This is a genomic window from Chitinophaga sp., from assembly GCF_039596135.1.
In the GTDB taxonomy this organism is placed as follows: domain Bacteria; phylum Bacteroidota; class Bacteroidia; order Chitinophagales; family Chitinophagaceae; genus Chitinophaga.
Genome location: NZ_JBCNKH010000038.1, coordinates 1 through 25400, shown reverse-complemented (window position 1 = coordinate 25400; position 25400 = coordinate 1). Strand labels below are relative to the sequence as shown.

Sequence of the window (25400 nt, the reverse complement as noted above, 5' to 3'; positions counted from 1 at the left end):
GCAATTGGTTTAAGATATTTTTTCCACTATCTGTGCATATGAGTACAAGAGCTCCTTCTCGCCATACAGCCTTTCTGCGATCAGGCCACGACTGATACAATCATTCACCAGTTTATTTGACTGTATGATGGGATTAGATGCTTCTGTATATCGGACCGTACTGATAAATTCCAACCATGGCTCCTGCCCCATTGCATATACATATACTTCCTTTGGATGAAAAATATCAACGAGGTGAATGCCCCGTTGGTAATCAGAGCCGGAAAGTCTCCTCGACTGGTCCTTATCCCTGGGCATCTCTTCCGTGAGCAAAGGCCCGTATAGCCATGTAAGTGGTGCGCCATCACACTCCATGCCAAGGAAGATAACATCCACATCCCCCGTAATCCGTTTCACATGTTCATAAAGGCGGGCCTCCACTATCCTGGAATCGGCCATGAACAGCAGCGTGAATTTATCGATAGCTACATGAAAACAGGTCTTTGCATTTACATTCAGGTCGCTGTGCTCTCCTGTAAAGGGCAGGCCGGTTATTACACAGTTCTTGAACCTGATCTTTTCCATATCATCTATTTCTATCACATTCTTAAACCCTGCATGATTGAAGGTCAGCTTGAGGTTAGGGTCTTGCAGTGCCCCACTGGTGGTTCTGGGCACAATGATATTGCGTACCTTATGGCGAAGCGGTAGCAAGGTCTCAAAAAGAATATGGTCCTGGTGGTTATGAGTGATAAGCACATAATCGATCACATCCGGAAGATCAATATCAGAGTAATGCGTTACACTGGACTCATAGCCATAATAGCTGATGAGAGGATCTACGAGTATGGAAAGGTCCTTTGTTTCTACCAGGATGCAGGCATGCCCAAAATACCGCATTCTTATAAACTCTCCTTCGTATTTCCTGTAAGCAGGATGTTCCTGCTCAGTGAAGAAGGTCTCGAACAGCGGTAGATCGCTTTCCTGGACATGCAGCATGGCTGCGATCTCACTGATAGATCCCGGCGTCCGCTTCATTCTGCAAAGCATATCTATACCTTCATGGTCAAACGGAATATTCAGGTGCAGCACATGCGGTTCATCCAGCCTGGCCGTGCTCAGGCAAAAGGGGCGCTCGTCATTATCAGTAACCCATAAAGCAATACTTTGCAGGGAAGGATCGTAAAATTCACTGTTATATAAAAGGCTTTCGAATATCCGAAAGGACGGGTTATTGTTCAGGTCATAAGTAAGCTCTACATATCCTTTCAGAATATCGGGCACTTTTTCATACAACGCTTCCAGTGCGTAACCCTTTGCCTGGCTTTTCAGCATCTTGTCAAGGTCCTGAATAGCCTGCGCCAGCTCTACAGAACGAGCTTGTTTTATGAGGGTCTCATTTTTAAGCTTTTTAACGTCTTCCACTCTATTCTCCTTGTAGTCCATAAAAGGCCCGCCCAGCATTTTAGGGTTCAATACAGCGGCAGCATGGATCTGGGGAGACTGTATGTAGGAGTTCATGATCTTCAGATGCCTGCCTACCACATTCATGGCTGCTGTGGCTGGAGATATAAGATGAGACCATGCATACCATCTTTCGATCAATGGTTCGATTACTACATTTGGTTTTAAATACCATTTTCGCTCATTCATAAAAAAGGAATTTTAATATTAGGGTTTGTACAGGCTAAGTGTAAAATATTGAGATAACGTGTATAAATGTCGTTGACAGCTGAAAGATCGAAACGCCGGTGGTCAAAGAAAAATTCCGGTTTCAGGCAATTCTGGTATTCCTTTACTGCGAGCCCTAAAGGCATCTGCAACCATTGCTTCCGGGAAACAATACCGTTCCTTTCTACTTCCGTTAAATTGTAATGATGATTGCTGAGATGATCATAATTATGATAATTGAAAAAAGGAATTTCATTCATGAAGGCAACTGGTGAAACCTCCGGGTTGTCTTCCAGCAGTTTTTCTATGGGATAGGCGCTGTGGAGGAGGTCATCCAGGAACCCCTGCTGTACCTGTTGACAGTGCTCAGTAAAGGATTGGGTATCGTCCACTCTATTACTTACGATGAGGGCATTTGCAAAATAACCGATCAGACCACTCAGGTCCAGTGCTCCATAATGCGGGGAATTACGCCCAGAAACAGTGACCAGCAGCGAAACCTCATCAGGGCAGCCCAACTGCTTTAGCAGGAGCACCCAGGCGCCCATTAAAAAGGCTGCCCTTGTAATACCGGTGGTGATGGCTACCTTGTCCAGCGCTTTCAGCGTAGTACCCTCGATCAGGCCACTGATGCAGAAGGATTTTCCCTTTGTATCATTTAAAGATTTATGATTGCCGAAGATATTGGCGCCATGCATAAAACCTTTCAACCGGTCCATCCAGTATTCTTTATGCTGCAGGCCTTCCCGGGATAAGAGGAAATCTCTTTGCCAGTTCACAAAGTCGCTATACTGAAAAGCCAGGGGTGGTAAATCGGGGGAACTTTGTTGTAAGGCAGCGATATAGCATGCCATCAGCTCTGACCGGATGATGCCATCCGAATGCCCATCTGTGAGAGCATGATGCATGGTCAACAGTACAAGATATTTGCCGTTGTACAGGCTGTAAACATCTATCAGGATCAACGGGGAAGAAAAGGGATCAAGCTGGCGCTCATGTGTCATTTCGATCAGCTCATCAAGCTGTTCCTGGTCTGAGATGAAAACAGGAGCAGATATATTTACCTGGAACGCTGCTACTGGCTGTACTTCCTGCATGATCTGCCCATCTGCGGTTTTTACAAAACGGGTCCTCAGAATGTCATGCCTGCTCACCAGCTGTTGTACGGCCAATCTGAAAGCATCCAGGTCCAGGCTATCAAATTCGTAAGGCGTTATGACCAGGGGACTGGCCAGTTTCCAGCCTGTAAGGAAGCTAAGCTGGTTGTAGGAGGTCCATGACAGGGGAGCCTCCTTTTTAAGCACCTGCTCAGGTGACGCCGATAGAGATGCCGTGGCTATATAAGCGGCAACCCCCTCGACCGTCTTTTCTTTAAAGAATACTTTGACAGGTACGGTTACACCTGTTTCATCCTGCATCCTTTTGATGATACTGATCACTTTCAGAGAATTGCCCCCCAGCATGAAATAATCGTCCTGCACACCAATGTTTGTTCTATTCAGCAGGGCTTCCCATATCCTGACAAGCCGATGCTCTATATCATTGCGGGGTGCTACATATACAGCTCCATCCGGCATATCAGGCAGACCTGGATCAGGCAATTTTTTCCTGTCCACTTTCCCATTGGGCGTCAGCGGCAGTTTGTCCAGGAACACGAAATAAGTGGGCAGCATATAAGCCGGCAATATTGCAGACAGGTGATCCCGTAAGCGGGAGAAGGACAACGGTTGCCTGCTTACGATATAAGCTATCAATTCTTTTTCATTATTCTCCGCTGTGCTGACCTTTACAAAGGAGGCGTCAATATCAGGATGATCTCTCAGGGCCTTTTCGATCTCTCCCAGCTCTATACGATATCCTCTGATCTTTACCTGGTCATCCTTCCTGCCAAAAAATTCGAGGGTACCTGCTGCATTCCACCTTCCGAGATCGCCGGTTCTGTACATCCGGTCGTTTTCCGTGAAAGGATTGGGCACAAAACGTTGTGCAGTCATGTCAGGGCGGTTGATATATCCTCTGGCAAGACCTTTTCCCGCAATACAGATCTCTCCGATCACACCGGGTGGGGTTAACTTTTGCTGCTCATCCACTACATATACGGCAATGCTGCAAAAAGGCCGGCCCAATGTTACTGTTTTGTCGGAGCTGATATCTACGTCATTGATCACTTTGCCTATAGTCACCTCTGTAGGACCATAATGATTGAACAGGCGGCAAGCGCTTCCACTTTTTCTGATCATCGCTACAATATCCGGGGTCAGTGGCTCTCCCCCCATGATCATACATTTTTCAGGAAGATATGTTTTACCGGTAGTCTGCAACGATTTCCAGTGAGAAGGCACGATCTTAAGGAAATCTATCGGGGTCGCAAACATCTTCTCCGGTTCCATTAGTACTGAGCGGGGAAAGAGGAGCAGCGTACCGCCTAAGAGCAAAGAAGTATAGATAACCGTATTCCCCAGGTCAGCAGCGAGTGTGGAAGCCATCGCAAAGGTACGGCACTCTTTCAGATTTGTATGATCAGTGATCCCGTAGAAATAGTCTACCAGCGAAGCATGGCGGATCATCACTCCCTTGGGGAGGCCCGTAGAACCCGATGTATAAATTACATAGGCAAGATCCTGCATGTTGATGGGTATGGCAGGAGCGCTGGCAGGACTTTGCGCCACTGCTGCTGCCTGGTCCATGCAAATGATCGCCCCGGTATAATTTTCAAGTGCAGGCAAAAAAGCCGTGGTAGTCAGCAATACTGCTGCGCCAGTATCCTTCAATAGGAATTCAATCCTGGAAGCAGGCAGCTCGGGATCAACAGGCACATAGGCACTGCCTGTTTTCAGCACTGCAAAAGTAGCAATGATCATTTCTGCGGAAGGGTCCATTAAAATGGCTATCAGTTTATCAGCGCCCAGGGGATAATGTTTCAGCAGATAATTAGCCACCCTGTTGATCCTTTCATCAAGGGTCCTGTAATCCAGACGGGTATCTTCAAAGACCAGCGCCGTATGATCCGGCGTACGTAATACCTGCTCTTCGAACAGCGCTACTACTGACTTGTCTTCAGGATAGTCTTTAGCAGTTGCATTAAACTGCACAAGTAGTTGTTGAATTTCTTCGGCATTTAAATAATCAAGGTCTTTGACAGGCTTTTCAGGATGCATAAGCATGGCTGACAAAAGCGCCTGCAGATGCCTGGCCATCCTGGTGATAGTTTCCGGAAAATAGATATCACTGTTGTAATGCAGCAAAAGCTCTATTTCATCTCCACGCTCTATGAACTTAAAGTACAGGTCAAATTTGCACAGCTCTATTTTTCCTGTCCTGTACTCAAATATTTTTAGGTCATCGGGCCCTGTCGCCTGCAGCATATCTGCCTGCTGCCATTCTATGACCACATCGAACAGGGCATTCCGGCTGGGATCTCTGGGAATGGCAAGCTCACCTACCAGTACATCAAAAGGATAGATCTGGTGCTCATAGGCTTCAATAGCCACCTGCTTTGTTCTTGCCAGCAGCTCAGGGAAATTGTCTGTTCCGCTGAACCTTGTTCTCAACGCCAGCGTATTCAGGTACAAGCCTATCTGACCGGTTAGGTCTGTATGCTCCCTACCAGCTATAGGACTGCCAATGATAATATCTTCCTGGTGCGTATAACGGTATAATAAGGCGTTTACAGCTGTAAGTAGCCCCATGAACAGGGTTGCTCCCTGCGCAGTGGTATGGGCCTTCAAACGGGCCGTCAGCACTGTATCGATCATTACCGAAACAGCACCGGCGTTATAGGTTTTGACAGGAGGTCTCAATTGGTCTCCCGGCAGCTCAAGGATGGGCAGCTCACCTTCCAGCTGCTTTAACCAGTAAGTCCTGTGCCGGAGGTTAGTTTCATCCTCCAGCTGCATTTGCTGCCATGCAGCATAATCCCGGTATTGGATCTTCAGTGGAGCAGGTGAGGAAGCAATGCCTGCCCGTATCGCCTTATAAGTTTCAAGCAGCTCAGAGAAGAGTATCTGCATAGACCAGCCATCACTGACGATATGATGAATGACAAAAATGAGCACCCATTTCTGATCCGTGAGCTGTATTACAGATGTCCTTAACAAGGGAGCTATAGTGAGATCAAATGGATGCAGGCATTCATCCCTTATCAGTGCCGCTGCCGGATGATCAGGCTCAGCATGCTGCCGCAAATCAGTATATCGGATATTAAAGTCCGGTTCATCCTCCCCAAGTATATATTGGCGTACCTGCCCCTGTTCATTCTTCCGGAAGGCAGTACGCAGGCTCTCATGCCTTTGCAGCAGCTTTGTGCAGGAAAGGCGCAATGCCTCCTGGTCAAGATGGCCTTCAAATAAATAAACTGCAGGAATATTATAAGCAATGTTACTGGTATCAAACTGACAGGAGAACCATAATCTTTGCTGAGCAGAAGACAAAGGATAATCCGGCGCCTCCGGTACAGGCGTAATCTCCTTATATACCTCTTTCCTGGCCGCTGCTATAAAGCATGCCTGCGCTTCCAGCGTCGTATGCTCAAGCAGGTCCTTCAGGCTTAATTTCACTTGAAAGGTCTTGTAGATCAGACCTGCCAGGCGGATGGCCTTAAGGCTATGGCCACCCAGGTTAAAGAAATCATCCTGCAACCCGATGGTTTGTCTTCCCAGTAGCTGCGTCCAAAGCCCGGCCAGCACGATTTCGGTGCTGGTGCCAGGAGCTATATACCCGGAAGAACTGTCTTCCTTAAAAGCATCGGGATCGGGCAGCTGCTTTCTGTCTACTTTACCACTGGCACCTAATGGCAGTTTATCCAGCTGTACATAATATTGTGGTATCATGTAAGCAGGCAGGCGCTTTGCCAGTTGGTTCCGAATCTCAGCAAGATCAGGAATTTTCTTGCTTATCAGGTAAGCCACCAGGAAATGATCCCCATTCGGGTGTTTCCTCACAGCCACTATTGCATTATCCAGTATTTCCATCTCCATCAGCAGGCTTTCTATTTCACCCAACTCTATCCTCAGCCCACGGATTTTTACCTGGTCATCCATTCTGCCCAGGAATTCTATATTCCCATCCCTCAGCCATCGGCCCAGATCACCAGTCTTGTAGATACGTTGCACTCCTGGCAGTGAGGCCGGTACAAACTTGCTATTCGTCAGCTCCTCCTGGTGCAGGTATCCTCTTGCCAGTCCTGCGCCTCCTATACAGATCTGCCCGGGAATACCTACAGGTACAGGGTTTCCCAATGGGTCCAGTACGAACATGCGGGTATTCCAGATAGGCTTTCCTATTGGTATCCTTTTATCATGGAGAGAAGTAGTATAATGAGTAACGTCCACTGCAGCTTCCGTAGGTCCATATAAATTATAGAGCGGTGCCTGCATACGATCGTACCATTGCATCACCGTTCCGGCAGCAAGCGCTTCGCCGCTGGCAAATACACATCGAAGACTATCTAAAGACCCGGCAATATCATTTTCTGCAAACAGATGATGCATAAAATCCTGAAGTATGCCGGGCACAAAATGCAGACAGCTTACCTGCTGCTCGCGGATCAATGTCAACAGCCCTGACGGAGACGCAGCTATTTCCTTTGGACAGATCACCATTCTTGCACCAAAGCACAGGGGCATAAAGATCTCCCAGACGGATACATCGAAGGTATAGGTCGTTTTTTGTAAAATAACATCGCGGGTGCTGAACTGGTAATGTTCCCACATCCAGCTGATCCTGTTCACGATACTGGTGTGTTCCAACAGGCAGCCTTTGGGCCTTCCTGTGGAGCCTGAAGTATAAATTACATAAGCCAGGTGATGCGCTGTTATTTCCAATGGGAGATCATCCTCTTCCGTTTCGGGTATAACAGCCAGCAGCTGTTCATCTATCAGTACTTTACAGCCACTATCCTGCAGGATATAATCGATACGCTCCTGTGGGTAATCAGGATCAATAGGAATATAAGCGGCGCCCGATTTAAGTATGCCCAGTAAGGCAGTGATCATGGCGCTGCCTCTTGCCAGTTTTACGGCAATGAGATCATCTGGTTGGATAGCATACTGTTCTCTCAGGAAATGGGCTAGCCGGTTGGCCATAGCATTGAGCGCTGCAAAACTGGTATCTTTCCCTTCAAAGGTCAGGGCAACCGCTTCAGGTCGGCTTTTTACCTGTTCTTCAAATAGCTGCACGAGAGTTTTGTGATGCGGGTAAAGTTTGTCTGTACTATTAAAGCTATCCAATTGCTGCTTTTCTGCCAGGTCCAGGTAGTCCAGTTCCTGTATAGGAGTAGAGGGAGATTGCACCGCTGCTTCCAGCAGGTTTGCCATATGCTTTCCCAGGCATTCAATAGTGGCGGGCTCATAGAGGTCAGTATTATACTCCATCTCTATGCGGATGCCTCCATCCGTTTCTATAAAATCCATCGTCAGGTCAAATTTGCTGACCCTTTCATTTTCCCGGCCAAACCTGCTTACTTTAATATCCTGTAATGTGGCTTGCTCTGCGCTGCTCACGTACCTCACATTCTGCATCACCACCATTACGTCAAACAGGGGATGACGGCTTATATCTCTTTTCAGATCTAATTCACTGACCAGTTCATCGAAAGGGTATTCCTGGTGCTCATAGGCTTCCAACGTAACCCGTTTTACCTTATTGAGCAGCGTTTCCATACTATCACTCCCCTTTAAACAGGTGCGCAGGGCAAGTGTATTGATATAAAAACCGATCTGGTTTTCCAGGGCGGTATGGTCCCTGCCAGCTACCGGAGTGCCCACTATAATATCTTCCTGGCCAGTATAGCGGTAAAATATGCTCTTCAATACAGCCAGCATCCCCATGAACACAGTACATCCCTGTTGCCGCCACAAGGCTTTTGCAGCAAGGGCCAGCTGGCTTCGGATCTGTGTAACGACTACCGCTCCATGGTAGGTCTTTATAGCAGGACGGGGTCGATCTGCAGGTAGGTCCAATACCTGCAGCCCTGCTGCAAACTTTTGTAGCCAGTACTGTCGGTGCGCATTCATGCGATATCCGCTCAACTGTTCCACCTGCCACACTGCATAATCCTTATATTGGATACTCAGAGGCTGCAATGGGCTTTTTATACCCCTGATACGTGCATTGTACAGCAGCAGCAGCTCTTTCACAAGTATGCCCATAGACCAGCCATCGCTAATGATGTGATGCATCACATACGCCAGCACCCATTTATACTGTTCTGTGCGAAAAAGGGCGACGCGGATCAGCGGCCCCCTACTCAGATCGAAAGGAGTTCTGAGAATGGCATGGGTCTTATGCCTGAGCAACTGCTCCTGTTCTTTTTCATTCCGCAGGTCTTCGTATACCAATCCTTCCCCCTCTCCACTCAACACCACCTGCCTGATGGCTCCAGCTTCATTTTCACAGAATATGGTTCTCAGTATCTCATGCCTGTTGACCATGATCCTAAAAGCTTCATCCAAAGCTACAGGATCAAGCGGGCCCTCCATCACATGCATTTCCGGCAGGCTGTAGAAAGTACTCTCCGTGTCCAGCTGATGGAGCACCCACATCCTTTTCTGTGAGGAAGACAGGGGGTAATCACTTTGCAGGGCGGCAACGGGGATGTCCATTTCCCTGCCCATACCGGCATTTTTCAGGAAATCAACAATACCCGGTTTGTAGTACCTGATCTCCTCCAATATTGTATGCGGTAATTCGTGGCCATCAAAGCTGATCTCGAGGTCGGCGCCAGAAAGAGAGATGTCTATATTGTGATCCCGGAGCCGGTTGATCAGATTAGCAATAGTATCCATTGTGGGTTATGTATGGGAGCATCAAATAATAATTCGGGAAGTTCTCTGGGGTACATCTGTTGTGGGTTTCAACCGCTCTACCAGCCCTGCGCATAATCCGGGCTTGTCATGATTGAAAAAATCGGTCAACGACAAATTGATATCAAATTCATTCTTGATCCGTTTTACCATCATCATTGCTTTCAGGGAATCGCCCCCCAGCTCAAAGAAGCTGTCTCCGGTGCCTATGCCAGCAATGCCAAAAAAGCGCTCAAACAAGTGCACCATCCGTTGCTCCATTTCGTTCTCCGGCTGGGTGTATGCAGTGGATAATCCAGGTCTTTCTGTTTTTTGGGAAAGCTCGGTTTCGGGGTCATCTTCATCCAGGTAAGCTGTTTTTCTCACCTCATATACTCCGTGATGGCGTGCTGCAAGGTCCTCTACTGTTTGAATGATGACGGGGCTTTCCTGTATGCCAAGGCTCCATACGAACAGGCGGCAAAGCTCTTCAGGTTTTAAAAGGAAGCGGTTCCTGCCACTTTCCTTCGCGATGTCCCCGGCTGTAAATGCCATACCCGCCAGGTTGACGGAGCGCCAACGGGTGGGCCCGGCAGGAAGTGATAATACAAAATGGTCCATGAACAGGTTGGCAGCGGCATATGCGCCAAAGCCCAGGCCTCCTAATACGGACGACAAACTGGAACTAAGCCAGACAAAATCCGGCGCCCGCTTTTTAAACACTTCATGCAGGTGCTGTACACCTTGCACTTTCGGCTCAAACAGTGCCTGTACCTTTGCCGGTGTCATATCTTCCACCAACTCAAAATACTCGTCTGTAATGATACCCGCAGTATGGATAACGCCAGATATCCTGCCCCATTGCTCTTCCACAGTAGCCACTACCTGTTCCAGCATGGATGCATCCGCTACATTCACTTTATAATAACAAACATTTCCGCTGACAGCCTTTAATTCTTTATAACGCTGCCTGGCCTGCTCTTTGAGTGCATTTTCATCACTTCTTCCGGTCAGGACGATCTTTGCATTGTAATTTTCCAGCAGGAAACGGCTTAGGATATATCCTACATTTCCCAAACCGCCCGTGATAAGATATACACCTTCCTGGCGAAGGGGATCGTCCGTAGTCAAAACACTGTTTTTCTCAAACTCTCTGATCCAGCGATGGCCATTCCTCAGGCCGGTTATTCTGTCTTTGCGCCCGCTATTGCATATCAGTTCCCTGACCAGCAGGGGCATAGTGCTATCCAGATCCTCCTCCAGCGAAAGATCAATATTGAAACAAGTGACAGAATATTCCTGGGGCAGCACATTGACCAATCCCAATAACAGGGATTGCTGATAATTCCCGGCTTCTTTCCCCGTGATCTGGTACAACCGGTCAGTGAGCACAGCGATCCGCAACTCTTTCAGCATATTATTGGAGCGAAGAGATTGTACCAGGTACACCAGGCCCCAGAATTGCTGCATATATTGATGCCGGGTGGTTTGAATACCCCAGCCATAAATAAGATCTGTAACAAACAATTTTTCCCGGGCCAGCTCCTGCAACAATTGGTCATACTCCGCTCCGTGAACCACCTCAATGACCACACAGTCAGGGTCCTGCGCTATCAACGCTGCTTTTATCTTTATTGAGCTCTGCGCATCAAATGACAGCAATAACCATACTCTTTTCCCATCTTTGGCACGTGGTATTGCAGGACCTGCAAAGACCCTTTTCCAGGAAGTATAGAAAAGCCAGTCCTTCAGCTCAGATGTTCCTTTAAGCCCCAGTAGCGCATCAGGAACGCCAGCCGCAAATGGATTGACCTCAGTGGGATAACGAACCGGCTCAAAGGAATAGGTAGGCAGGGATACTTTATACCTGGTTTCTCCCTGGTAATAAAGCTCCCAGTTAATATTGACGCCATAAGCCCATAATTGGCCCAGGCCTGCTGTAAAATGCAGGTTATCTTCGACATTTTCCTTTGCGCCAGGTAAGAGGCTCAGACCTTTCACGCCCGGCTGCTGCTGGCGCAGGAGACTCAATAAGGAATGGCCTGCGCCTACTTCTATGAATATAAGGTCCTCTTTTTGTTTTAGCAAGGTGGCAATGCCATTGGAGAACTGCACCGTTTCCCGTGTATGGCGCCACCAGTAGCTGATGTCCAGTACTTCCTGCTCGCCTGTGAGCTTGCCGCTCAGGTTAGAGACAAAGGGGATGGCGGGTTTGCTGAACCTGATCTGCTCCAATGCTTTACAAAAATCGGTACGTATCGGGTCAAGCATATAAGAATGGAAAGCATGGGAAGTATGTAACTGTACAAATGGAACATCTTCTGCGTGCAGCCTTTCCTTTAATGCTTCCATGACTGCCATACTTCCGGATAATACTACCTGCGAAGGGCCATTTACGGCTGCAAGCGAGACCTGCTCATTCAGATATGGGAGCACCTCCTCCTTTGCCAAAGGGATGCTGAGCATAATACCTTTTTCAGCCATGCTCATTAAGCTGCCTCTTTGCATCACCAGCCTGAGCCCCTCCTCGAAGCTGAACACACCACTGATACATGCAGCCACATACTCGCCTATACTATGACCGATCATATATTGGGCAGTGAGGCCAAAGCTTTGCAGCATCATGGCCAGCGAATATTCGAATAGGAATAACAGCGGTTGGGCATACCGGGTATTATTGATAAGTGCAGCATCAAAAAGGAAGCCTTTGAAAGCGGCTCCGGTCCACTGTTGTAACAGTGCAAAGCCTTTATCCATCTGTGCCCTGAATACGGCATTTTCGGCATAAAGCTGTTTACCCATGCCGGCATATTGTGACCCTTGCCCTGGAAACATGAATACGATAGCTGGAGAATGACCGGATGCTTTTGTAATCCCTGACTGAAGCTCAGGATTTTCTAACAGGGATTTTAGCTCATCGTTGTCCCTGAATGCGACGGACAAACGATATGGGAATGCTTTACGGCCTGTGTGCAGGGTATAGCACATATCAGATCCGCTTACTTTCTCCGGGCCTGCAATAAAGTGTTTCATTTTTTCCAGGTACCGTATCACCGACTGGCGGCTGCGGGCGGAAATGCTCATCAGTTTATAGCTGCGTTCTGCCCCGCTCTCCGAAGCCGGCGCTTCTTCCAGTACCAGGTGGGCATTGGTGCCCCCGATCCCAAAAGAGCTTACCCCGGCCCTCAATGGCCCAGCGTCTGCAGATTCCCATGATTTCAGGCGGGTATTTATATAAAAAGGCCCATTCTCAAAATCCACTTCCGGGTTAGCCTGTTTGAAATGCAGGCTGGCAGGTAGTTGCCGGTATTTCAGGCAGAGTGCTGCTTTTATCAATCCTGCTACCCCCGCCGCTATATCCAGGTGGCCAATATTTGTTTTTACGCTGCCTAGCGCACAACGGTGCGCTTTATTATTATTGAACGCAATGTTCAGCGCTTCCACTTCAATAGGGTCTCCCAGTCTTGTACCTGTACCATGTGCTTCTACATAGGAAATACTTTCGGGAGCTACCTTTGCGAATCGGTGTGCCTTGCGGATACAATCGAATTGCCCTTCCACACTGGAGGCCATGAACCCTACTTTCCTGTTCCCATCGTTATTGACTGCTCCTCCCTTTATGATGGCGTAAATATGATCTTTATCCTCAATAGCCTTACTTAACCTTTTTAAGACTACAATACCGGCGCCCTCAGTTGCTACCGTACCACTGGCGTCTTTGTCAAAGGCCCGGCAATGCCCATCTGCAGAGAAGATCAGCCCCTCTGAGTAAAAGTATCCAAGCTGAGGTTCTGATCGTATGGTAAGACCTCCTGCCAGGGCAATCTCTGCCTCTCCCAACAGCAGGCTTTTACAGGCCTGATGAATGGCCACGAGTGAAGTTGAACAAGTGGTGTTTACTGACACAGCAGGCCCCTTCAAATTTAATTTATAAGAAACAAGCGTAGCGAGAAAGTCTTTGTTGGCGATATTATTCAGGCTAAAATCGTCCAGCTCCTTTTGTTGATTTTTAAGCCTTGCGTACAGAATCCAGTTAGAATCATCCCCTGCTCCTGCGTAAAGGCCAATGGGCCCTTTAATGTTGTCAGGATTATATCCTGCGTCTTCCAGGGCTGTCCACACCATTTGGTGAAAAACCCTGTTAGCAGGGTTCATAAGGGATGCTTCAAGAGGCGTATAGTCAAAAAAAGCCGCATCGAAAAGATCCTTATCCCTAAGATCCCCTCTGGCAGGCACATAACGCGGATCAACAATTGTTTTCTCCTCGAATTCCAGTGCTTCCAACTCTGCTCTGGAGTAGAAACTGATACCTTCTTTTTCCTTTACCAGGTTATCCCAGAACGCCCGCCAGTCAGTTGCGCCAGGCACAACGCAGGTCATTCCGGTAATAGCAATCTCCAGCCCTGAATATTTAGGATCAGCTTTCATGGGCATTTTCATTTAATAGCGTGAATGTATCTTCCATAATATCCACTGCCTTGTCCAGCTCCTGTTCCGATTCAGCGGAAAGATGCTGATGGCCCGTATAGAGATAGGCAGCCAACGCACGGATATTGGTAAACCTGAATGCCATTGCTACGGTGAGCTTCCTGTCAAATTCCCTGTTACACAACATCACCATCCTGACTATTTTTATAGAGCTGCCACCCAGATCAAAAAAGTTATCTGTAGTACCAATATCCTGTCTTTCCAACACCAGCTCCCATATCTCCAGTAGTTTCGTCTCTACCTCATTTTCTGCCATCGTCAATGCTTGTATAGGCTTAACAGGCGTAATGTCTGACTGTAACAATTGCTTCCTGTCTATCTTCCCGTTAAAGGTCAAAGGCAGGGAGGATAACTGGATACATTGCTGCGGCAGCATATATCCCGGCAGCTTATTGGCAAGTGCTTCCCTGATCTGCTGGGATGTAAGCTGCGTTTTGGCTACAAACCATGCCACCAGTGTCTTTTCTCCGGCGGGAGATTCCTTTACCAGCACTACCGCGTCATCGATACGTGTATCATGTAGCAGGGCAGCCTCAATCTCCTTCAGCTCAATACGATGACCATGTAACTTAACCTGGTCATCTCTGCGACCCAGGTATTCTATATTCCCATCCGGCAGCCATCTACCGAAATCCCCCGTCCTGTACAACCGTTCTCCCGGCCTGAAAGGATCTGGCACAAATCTTTGTGCAGAAAGCGCTGGCTTGTTGATATAACCAGCAGCCACTCCCCTTCCCCCTATACAAATTTCTCCTTCTGCCCCCATAGGAAGCAGTTGCATATGTGCATCAAGGATATAGATCTGTGTATTCAAAATGGGCTTTCCAATCAGTATCTTTTCTGTATGCCGGTCAATCAAACAGGTGGCAGACCATATGGTAGTTTCTGTCGGACCGTACATATTGTAAATGCTGGTATCAGGCAATTCTGCATAGAGATCCTTCACCAGGGATAGATGAACCCTTTCACCGCCCAGCAGCAGCTTTTTCAGGGACCGGAGCGGGCCAGTCTCTGATCTTAACAACATAGCCATTGAAGGAGTGACCTGCAAATGAGAAACCTGGTGTGCCAATAGCTGGGTATGTACAGCATAATCTTCCATTTCCCTCTCCTGCAAAGCTTTGGCGTAAGTACTTTTTAAAGCAGTGATATTTTCAAGGCTTTGCATGGCCTCCTGGTAAGGCACACCAAAATCAATAAGACAAGCTATCTCATCCACACCGATATCTGAAAGCTTTTCCAGCATTTTAAAACAATTTTCTCTGCTGCCGATCAGGCTTGCAGAAGATACATACCTACTATATGCATGCTCTAAAAGGCTTTGCATATCCTCTTCTGAGAAATTCTCTGCATCAATATTCATGTTCAGATCTGCTGCGAAGTTTTTCATCAGGCCGGCGGAGGTACGCAGATAATTCATAAACGGCTGGCGGGCGCTTTCATAAGTACTGGCCTCATCTTCCCCTACAAAGGCATGAAGCATGAGGGCTACTTTTTGTTTGGTGGCATCATGGCCGCTTTCAGCAAAAGCTTTCCTGTAGGCATTGATCTTTACGGCCAGCCCCTCAACCGTTTCCCCTAATAAGTGGGTCAATACGCCAGCACCCATTTTGCCGGCTGTGATAAAGGTATCAATACTATTCGCGGAAGTAATCCATATTGGCAGCTCCTGCTGAATAGGACGTGGAAACACAGCGGTTGCTTTCTGATGCCCGGTGCCATCTTCAAAGGCAATGGTATCGCCTTTCCACAGGCCCTGTACCATTCGTATATGCTCATACATAACCGCATGGCGGTTTGCATAGCTGGCAGGAGAAAGCACAAAATCTCTTGCGTGCCATCCAGAGGCGCAGGCAATACCCACCCGACCACCGGAAAGGTTATCTACCACAGACCATTCCTCTGCAATGCGCAGCGGATGATGCAATGGTACTACCACACTTCCTGCCCGGATGCTTACCTTGCTGGTAATGGCCGCCAGTGCAGCCCCAAGTATTGCAGGGTTGGGATATAAGCCGCCAAATTCATGAAAATGGCGCTCTGGCGTCCAGATAGCAGCATACCCGTTTTCATCAGCATACCTGGCACCATCCAACAATAATTTATATTTCTCATCATGCCGGCCTGTATCAGCGTTCCCAAAATAGAACAGGCTGAAATCAAGAGGACGCAGCGCTTTCCGGGGGCGACTGACAATATCTGTAATTTCCTGTTGCAGAACCACTTTGTAACCCTTGGTAAGGGTCCAGATAAGCTCCAGTACGGAAATATCGAAGGTATTATTTGTAAGGGATAGCAGGGTGCCTGGGGTTTTTGTAAACACCTGGTCCATACCATAGAAGAAGTTCACCACATTGCTATGTGTGAGCAAACAACCTTTAGGCATTCCCGTAGTACCGGAGGTATAGATGCAATAAGCAATATCATGTGGCTGCACAGTAAGCGGCCGGGCCACACTGTCATTTTCATCTATTGCGGCTTTCATTTTTCCCAGTGCTTCCGTGTCTATTACGCCGATACAATTACTATCTTTCAGTATATAGGAAATTCGCTCCTGTGGATAGGCAGGATCAATGGGCACATACCCCGCCCCGCTGCCAAGAATGCCCAGCATGGAAAACACCATCCATTCATCACGTTCCAGCTGAATACCTATGAGGTCATTGGCTTTTACATCGAAAGTACGGCGAAGGTAAGCGGATACCTGGCTCACCTTTTCATACAGGGCACTATAAGTATAACTTTTATCATTTACTACCAGCGCAATTGCCTGAGGCGTTTTTTGTACCTGTTCCTCAATTAATGAGCAGATGGTCTCACCTGCCGGCAACAATGCAGTTGTTTGGTTAAATGTTTCCAGCAGCATATTCTTTTCGGCATCGCCTATATAATCCAACATGGAAATGGACAACGCGGGTTGCAATACGATCGCCTCCAGCAATTGCTCCAGGTGACGCATCAGCTGTTCTGCTGTTGCTTTATTATAGATATCGCTGTTATATTCTAAAGTTACCTGCAGTCCATCCTCAAGCTCCACAAAGTCGAAGGTGAGGTCCATCTTGCTAACCTGGTGCTCGCTTAGCACATACCCGCTTACCTTCACATCACCAAACTGCAGTTTATGACTGTTACCTTTTACATCCGTATTCTGCAACATAATCATCACATCGAACAGCGGGCTTCTGCTCATATCCCTTTTCAGGGCCAGGTCATCTACCAGCTTTTCAAAAGGGTATACCTGGTGCTCATAGGCGCTCATGGTTACTTCTTTTACAACTGCCAACAAGGCTATAAAACTTTGAGTTCCGTTAAAGCAGGTACGCAGGGGCAATGTATTCAGGTAAAGACCTATCTGATCTTCAAGATCTATATGATCACGGCCAGCTACCGGAGTACCAATGATTATATCTTCCTGTCCGGTATATCTGTACAGCAGCACATTGATTACAGCCAGCAATCCCATAAAGAGAGTAGCCTCCTGTTGGTTGCAAATTTTCTTTAGTCCTTCTGCCAGTGCGGCATTTATACGTCTGCCAGTGGCATCACCGTGGTGGTTCTTTACTGCAGGTCGTGGATGATCTCCGGGGAGCGATAATACAGGTATTTCTCCGGAGAACTTTTCCTGCCAGTACGATCTATGCGCTTGCAGGGTGGCGCCGCTCAGTAGTTGGTTCTGCCAGAAAGCATAGTCTTTATAATGAATTCGGAGCGGACGTAGATCAGCTGCACTATTGCTGATAGCAGCGTTATAAAACACAGCTAACTCCTGGAAAAGGATGTTCATGGACCAGCCATCACAGACAATATGGTGGATGACATAAGTGAACACCCATTTATGTTCCTCCATCCTGAATAAACGGGCCCTTAGCAGGGGCCTGGAAGACAGGTTAAATGGTGTGATGATCTCTTTTTGTACTTCCTCCTTCAATACCTGTTCTTTGTCAGACAAGCCCCTGAAATCCATTACAGACAATACGAAGGGGTTGTCTTCTTCCGGGTAGATAAACTGCCTGATCTCCCCCAGTGCATCATCCCTGAAATACGTACGCAGTATTTCATGACGGGCCATCAGCGCCTTCAGTGAAGCTTCAAGCGCGGCCGGATCCAAATGGCCTTCGAATACGTACACGCCCGGCATATTATAAGCATGGCTGTCTCCTTCGAACTGGCTCAGGACCCATACCCGTGACTGTGATGAGGAAAGGGCGTAGCTTTCCCGATATAATTGGGGACGGATCTCTTCGCTGTTTACAGCTTCTATCCCGGATAAATAATTTACGATCTTTTCCTTATTCTCTTTAAGCTCACTGATCAGTTCTGCTGGCAGACCGGAACCATTAAACCCTATTTTCAGATCACGGCCCTCAATGGAGATCACGATGTTCAGGTCCCTTAATTTTTTTAGTAATTGCTCCATGGTATATAAGTAAAATAATAGTAAGGTTAGATAACTATTTCGTTGTCCATTTTCCCCTTCCTGCTCAACCACAGCAGTTCATCGATCTTCCCACCTAAGGTATTGATGCTGGTATTGGTCAGGAAATCTGTTAAAGTGAGATGGAGATCCAGCTCGTTATTGATCCTTTTCAGGAGCATCATCGCTTTCAGGGAATCACCTCCCAGTTCAAAAAAGTTATCGGCGGTGCCTATGCCCGCTATCCCAAAGAAGCGCTCGAACAGCTCTACCAGTTTGAATTCTGTTGGGGTGGCGGGCACCCGGTAAACAGTGGATAAACCGGGACGCTCTGTTTTTTGCATGCCCGCTTCTACCTGTACCCCATCGTCGAGATAAACAGTCTTTTTTATTGCATACACTTTATGGATCAGTGTAGAAAGCTCTCCCACTGTTTGTATGATCACAGGGCCTCCTTCTACAGTAAGACTCCAGTTGAACAACTGGCAAAGCTCTTCTGGCTTCAGGCGTAGCCGCTGGCTGGTGTCTTCCCGTTGTATATCTTCTCTGCTGAATGCGATTCCTCCCAGGCAAACGGCTTTCCAATAAGGGTGTATCGCTGCAATGGACTGTACAAAATGGTCCATATAAAGATTGGCGGCAGCATAAGCTCCAAAACCAAGTCCTCCCAGTACAGAAGACAAGCTGGAGCTGAGCCATACAAAATCCGGACGCCTTTTGGCAAACACCTGATACAGGCTTTGAACACCACCTACTTTAGGATGCAGCATCGCGAGCACCTTATCAGGGGTTATTTCTCCTACCGGCTCAAAATATTCTTCTGCAGTAATACCGGCAGTGTGGACCACGCCATTGATGCGGCCGTATTGTTCTTCAGCCATAGACACTGTTTGTTCCAGCAACAAGGTATCTGCAATATCTGCCGCCACGTAAACCACTTTCTTACTACGCTGAAGCAGGGACTCATAATGTCTACGGCTTTCAGCCTTTAGTAAAGCTTCCGGCTGGCGGCCGATGAGTATCACACAGGCATTATACTTTTCCAGCAGGTAGCTGGCAAGAACATACCCGGCATTGCCCAGACCTCCGGTGATCAGGTAAACCCCTCCCGGGGTAATAGGATCAGCATGGATCGTCACTTCCTGCTGATTTTTTTCATAATCCTGTACCCAGGCGTATCCATGACGAAGGGCTATTATGCGGTCACCTGTACCATTATTAGCTATCAGTGCTGCAGCTAGTCTTTCTACAGGTTCATCCAGCCTGATATCGATATTCACACAGGCAACAGGGTATTCCTGGGGCAATACATTCGCAAGTCCCAGCAGGAGAGCCTGGCTGGCATCTCCATGCTCTGTGCCTGTTACGTGATGCAATTGATTAGTAATGATGCAGAACCTGCGATCTTTTAAAAGGTTGTGGCCAAGCATACTCTGTACCAGGTATACCAATCCGAAAAAATTTTGCTGCAGAGGCGCCTTATCCGCATCCATTCCCCAGCTATATATAATGTCAGTAACAACATAATCCTGGGCAGAAAGGGATTCCAGTAAGCATTCATAATGTTCCCTGGTACCTGGATGGATAATATAACTGGTAGCAGAAAGCTGCATATAGCTATCCCCTGCTGATATTGTTATGATGGCCTGGTCCGCATCCTTCAGTAGCAGTGCGGCACTCAGGCTGTCCGAAAAGGCAGCATTGCAGGAAAAGAACAACCAGCATCGTGACGTTGCTGCTGAAGCGGGAGTTAGGGGCCTTTGCCTTTTCCATACGGGATAATATAACCATTCTTTTAGAGTGGTACTGCGGAGACCATCCAACAATCCTCCTGTAATACCGCTAACAAAAGGATCTACTTCTGTGGGGAAACGGACTGGCTCAAAGGCATAACCTGGTAATGAGACTTTGTATCGCTCCTGCCCCTGGTAATAACTATCCCAATCAACGGGCAGACCATAACACCATAATTTGCCCAGGCTGGCGGCAAAGCACATGCCATCATCCGGCTGCTCCTTTGCACTACGTAAAAGATGAACGCCTGCTACAGAAGATGCACTTTGTCGCAATAAGCTCATAAGAGAATGACCGGCACCGACCTCAATGAATACAGGATGCGATGCACTGGACAGGATCGTTTCCAGCCCCTGTAAAAAACGCACTGGTTCGCGCATGTGCTGTAACCAGTAGTCCGCTGAGCAAACAGCTATATTTGCCGGCATTCCTGTTAGATTGGACAGGAACGGAATGCTGACCTTTCCGAAAGTAACCTGTTCCAGCTCTTTCCTGAAACGGTCCATCACAGGCGCTACCATCCAGGAGTGAAATGCATGTGAAGTATGCAGCAATACACAGGGAATACCTTTTCCTTCGAGATGGGTTTTGATATGATGGATGGAAACAGTATCCCCGGATAGCACTACCTGCCCGGGTGCATTAATGGCTGCTAAATTCACCTTGTCATTGAGATAGATGCATATTTCCTCTTCAGATAGCGACACGCTTAACATGGCCCCTGTTTCCGCAAGGCTCATTAGCTGGCCACGTTTTATAACGAGCCGCAGGGCATCCTCAAAACTAAAAACACCACTCAGGGAGGCAGCCACATATTCTCCTATGCTATGGCCAATCATATAGTCTGGCTGTATGCCCAGTGATCTGAGCAATACGGCCAGTGAATATTCTACCAGGAACAACAGGGGTTGTGCATAAAAGGTATTCCTGATCCTGCCGGACGTGTCATCTTCAAATAAAATCGGTTTATAAGATTCCCCTGTAATGGTTTCTATTAATGCAAACCCTTCGTCCATTTGTGCACGGAACACAGGTTCTGACATATACAGCTCCTTTCCCATTCCGGTATACTGGCTTCCCTGTCCGGGAAACATCCATACTATGGTAGAGCGCTGTTCCCGTATCCTGGCTATTGGCAGGTGTTCTGTTCCTCCTGCTAACAGCTCTCTCAGCTGGCCATGGTCACGGAATGTAGCTGACAAACGATATTCAAATGCATTCCTGCCCGTTTGTAACGTGTAGCAGAGGTCTGCCAGCTGTATTTGTTCTTTCTCTGAAAGGAAAGCAGATAGTTTCTCTATATATCGCTCCAGCGAACGAGCGGTGCGTGCAGATAAGCATATGAGCTTTGCCGGCCGGCCATCATCACTTGCAGGTACAGGCGGCGCTTCTTCCACTACCGCATGTGCATTTGTTCCGCCTATACCAAAAGAACTTACCCCGGCCCGGAGCGGCCATTGACCACGAGACTTCCAGGGTTGCAGGGAAGTATTCACATAAAAGGGCCCTGCAGCAAAATCAATTTCCGGGTTGGGCGTCTGGAAATGAAGACTTGGCGGCAGCTGCCGATGTGCTAAGCATAAGGACGTTTTGATCAGCCCTGCCACACCTGCCGCAGTGTCCAGGTGCCCAATATTAGTTTTTACAGCTCCCAGCGCACAGAACTTTTCTTTTCCGCCTACGCCAAAAGCTTCATTGAGTGCTCTGATCTCCACAGGATCGCCCAGTCTGGTGCCTGTGCCATGTGCCTCTACATAAGTGATACTTTGAGGAGGAATATTTGCCAGCTTCTGGGCTGTAGTGATACAATCTACCTGCCCTCTGACGCCTGGAGTCGTATAACCAGCTTTATGGCTACCGTCATTATTAACAGCCGTCGCACGGATCACAGCATAAATATGGTCCTTATCCCTGATGGCATCACTTAATCTTTTCAGTACTACAATACCTGCTCCCTCACCGGAGGCCGTGCCGCTGGCTGCGGCGTCAAATGCACGGCAATGACCATCGCTGGAGCTTATCTTTCCCTCCTGGAAAAGATATCCCTTCCTGATCTCTGTACGCATGGACACGGCACCTGCCAAAGCAATGGCGCATTCCCTGGTCAACAGGCTACGGCAGGCCAAATGCACTGCAGTGAGCGAGGTAGAACAGGCAGAGTCTACATAAACTGCAGGACCTCTCAGGTTTAATTTATACGCAACGATAGTAGCGATGAAGTTGGGGGAGGTGATCATTGAAAGATACAAAGGATCCACAGCAGCATTTTTTGCTTTGGAATGCGTATATATCTTCCAGTTAGTATTGGCGGAAGCACCGGCAAAGAGCCCTATCTTCCGCTTTTCAATAGCTCTTGTACAACCTGCATCTTCCAATGCATGCCAGCAATGCTGATGGAATAACCTGATCTGTGGGTCCATAAGGGCTGCTTCATCAGGCGTATAACCAAAGAACATATGGTCAAAATGGTCCTTGTCATGTACTCTTCCGCCGCCGGTTGGCACGTACTGCTCATTTTGCAACAGGCTTTCCGGCACGCCCATTGCAAGCTGTTCTTCCCGGCTATAAAAAGTAAGCAGCTCCCTTCCTGCCGCCAGGTGTTTCCAAAACTCCCTGTGGTCAGCACTTTGTGGAAATTGCGCAGATATGCCGGTGATGGCTATCTCGAGACCGTTATATTGCTCACTGGTAGTCATCTTCGGCTGCATTAAATTTATTGAGTGTACCTATTATCTCGTCGGAATCAGTCTCTTCCTGTACAAAAGCAGTAGCAGGCTCACTGCTGAGATGATCTGCCTGCGATTTAATACTGGGATACTCAAAAAGCATGGCGACTGAAATTTCTCTGCCCAGCAATTTGCTGACCAGGTTAGAAAGCCTCACAATACGGAGAGAGTTACCTCCAACATCAAAGAAATTGTCATTGATACCGATCTTATCTCTTTCAAGTACCTGCTGCCAGATGTTCACCAGCTGCTCCTCCAGCTCATTGCGGGGCGGTGCATAAGAGGGGTCCGGCGCATGCGACACTCCTTTAGGATCCGGAAGTCTCCGTTTGTCTATCTTCCCGTGTGGGGTCACAGGGATTTCCTGGAGCTGGATAAACCAGGCTGGTACCATGTAGAAAGGCAAATGAGCTGCCAGGAAAGCCCTTAGCTCGGTAGTCGTAAGAGGCTCCTCACCAGTCACGTATGCGGCCAATTCCTTTTCCCCATCTTCCCTTTCCCACACAGCAATCACCGCATTGTCTACCCCCTGGCAGGCCAGCAGCGCTGTTTCAATTTCACCTGGCTCTATACGGTATCCATTGATCTTAACCTGCTCATCCATACGGCCAGTAAAGATCATATTCCCGTCGGGTAACCATCGTCCAAGATCCCCGGTACGATACATTTTTTTACCTGGTCTAAAAGGATCACGGACAAATTTTGTACTTGTCAATTGTTCTTTGTTCAGGTATCCTGTAGCCAGGCCTTCACCTCCTATACAGATCTCCCCTACCCCTCCTATCGGAACCAGCTCATTATCCTTCGTCAGGATATAGGCCAATGCTCCTGTGATAGGTTTTCCTATCAATATTGGCGCTCCTTCTTCCAGTGCTGTTACAATGCAACCTACGGTAGCTTCCGTTGGGCCATATTCATTATATACCCTGATGAAAGGATTAATATCTTTTAATGCAGCTACCTGGTAGCCACTTAGCTGCTCTCCTCCCACGATTGCTGTCATCAGGGTGGAAGATGTAAGCTGGAGCTGTTTCAGATAACTGATATGAGAAGGTGTTAACTTAATACTGTTGATGCCCATTCTTCCTTCAAAGCTTTCTTTCAGCACGGTGCTGAGGTCTGTACTTTGTTCGAATATGGTTAGGGTACCGCCCTGTGTAAGGGTACAAAATATGCTGGTGACAGTAAGGTCAAAAGAAAGAGAGGTGAATAAGCCAAAATTAGGGATCGTACCATCATTAAAATAATAGCTGTTTGCCCAGCTGATATAGACAGAGAGGCTATGCCGCGTAATGACGCATCCTTTGGGTGTACCGGTAGAACCGGAGGTATAGATCACATAGGCCGTGTGTTGCGGAGCAACCACATGTAATGGCAGTACCTCCTTCATCTCTTCTAATTGTACATCCAGCGCAATGATGGCGCCCTGGTAAAAATCCAGGCCAAAGAGATAATCTGTCTGAGTAAGTAAAACCGATATGCCCGCATCTTCCATAATATATCGCTGTCGTGCTGCGGGATAACCTGGATCAATCGGCACATAACAGCCTCCGGCTCTCAAAATGCCAAGGATGCTGATGATCATCATTGGGGAGCGGTCCAGGAGTATACCTATCCGCTGATCAGGGTCTACTTTATGATGGCTGATGAGATAAGCCGCCAGCCTGTCAGCCTTGTCTACCAGCTCCCTGTAAGATAGCCGTACATCCTTGTATTGAATAGCAGGATGATCTGCCTGGCGTATCGACTGTGCTACTATCATCTCCTCTACTGTAAGATATGTTGCCGGAGATATTGCAGACATACCGCTGAAGGTGTTTAACAGTTTATACTGCTCTGCTTCGTTTATACAATGAATGTCTTGTAGTTTTGTTGTAACCTCAGCGATGGCTTGCTGAATGATCTGGATGAGATTTTCCCTGATACTTTCTACCTGTTCATCCGCGTATACATTACGATTGTAGTCAAAACGGATAGTGAACTTTTCTGCCGGGAACACTGTGACGGTAAAATCAAAGCTATTCTGTCCGAATACATTTGCAGATACCATCCTAAGGTCTTTTGCACCGGATTGTACACTTTCTGCTATCAGCTCCTGTATAGGATAATTCTCAAACAAAATGATATGATCGAACAGTCCCTTTCCTAACGTTGACTGGGACTGGATTTCTGACAAATGTAAATGATGATGAGGCAGGCCTGTTATAAAGGATTGTTGTACGGACAATAACAGCTCTTTCACACTCATCTCCCCTTCCAGCTGCATACGCACTGGGATCGTGTTGATGAACAATCCTATCATCTCCTCTACACCTTCCAGCTCCGCAGGACGGCCTGATACGACTGAGCCATAGACCACTTCCTCCTGAGCACTATAACTCCCCAACAAGATGCCCCAGACTGTCTGCAGGAAGATATTCTCCGTGATACCCAGGCTCATGCATAATTCCCGAAGACCTGATCGTAACGGGGATGGTAAACTAAATCCCAGACTCCCGCCTGCAAAAACTCCCTTATCCCCTACTACCTGTTTTGGCAAGGCACTCA

General features: G+C 47.7%; 6 protein-coding genes. All 6 read right to left on the bottom strand.

Going from position 1 to position 25400, the window contains the following annotated elements:
• Window positions 1-9 precede the first annotated feature (9 nt).
• Window positions 10-1632, bottom strand: a complete 1623-nt coding sequence (locus ABDW16_RS20380) for an MBL fold metallo-hydrolase (RefSeq protein WP_343672289.1) — start codon at window positions 1630-1632, stop codon at window positions 10-12.
• A complete protein-coding gene (locus ABDW16_RS20375) occupies window positions 1629-9434 on the bottom strand; it encodes an amino acid adenylation domain-containing protein (protein WP_343672288.1) in 7806 nt (2601 codons plus the stop codon). Before ABDW16_RS20375 ends, ABDW16_RS20380 begins: the two co-directional genes overlap by 4 nt.
• Window positions 9435-9455: 21 nt before the next feature.
• Window positions 9456-13859 carry an SDR family NAD(P)-dependent oxidoreductase gene (locus ABDW16_RS20370; RefSeq protein WP_343672287.1) on the bottom strand — a complete coding sequence of 1468 codons (4404 nt, stop codon included), beginning with the start codon at window positions 13857-13859 and terminating at the stop codon, window positions 9456-9458.
• Window positions 13849-18336, bottom strand: coding sequence for a MupA/Atu3671 family FMN-dependent luciferase-like monooxygenase (locus ABDW16_RS20365; protein WP_343672285.1), 4488 nt, complete (start codon window positions 18334-18336; stop codon window positions 13849-13851). The genes ABDW16_RS20370 and ABDW16_RS20365 overlap by 11 nt, the downstream gene beginning before the upstream one ends.
• A 26-nt stretch (window positions 18337-18362) precedes the next feature.
• Window positions 18363-22823, bottom strand: a complete 4461-nt coding sequence (locus ABDW16_RS20360) for an SDR family NAD(P)-dependent oxidoreductase (RefSeq protein ID WP_343672284.1) — start codon at window positions 22821-22823, stop codon at window positions 18363-18365.
• The coding region (locus ABDW16_RS20355) for an amino acid adenylation domain-containing protein (RefSeq protein ID WP_343672283.1) at window positions 22810-25400 on the bottom strand (2591 nt) is incomplete at its 5' end. The genes ABDW16_RS20360 and ABDW16_RS20355, both read right to left, overlap by 14 nt.

What these genes read in the sequence shown, in the direction of transcription:
- ABDW16_RS20375 (WP_343672288.1), bottom strand. Translation starts at nt 9,434, where the DNA reads ATGGATACTATTGCTAATCTGATCAACCGGCTCCGGGATCACAATATA.
- ABDW16_RS20365 (WP_343672285.1), bottom strand. Translation starts at nt 18,336, where the DNA reads ATGGAGCAATTACTAAAAAAATTAAGGGACCTGAACATCGTGATCTCC.
- ABDW16_RS20380 (WP_343672289.1), bottom strand. Translation starts at nt 1,632, where the DNA reads ATGAATGAGCGAAAATGGTATTTAAAACCAAATGTAGTAATCGAACCA.
- ABDW16_RS20370 (WP_343672287.1), bottom strand. Translation starts at nt 13,859, where the DNA reads ATGAAAGCTGATCCTAAATATTCAGGGCTGGAGATTGCTATTACCGGA.
- ABDW16_RS20360 (WP_343672284.1), bottom strand. Translation starts at nt 22,823, where the DNA reads ATGACTACCAGTGAGCAATATAACGGTCTCGAGATAGCCATCACCGGC.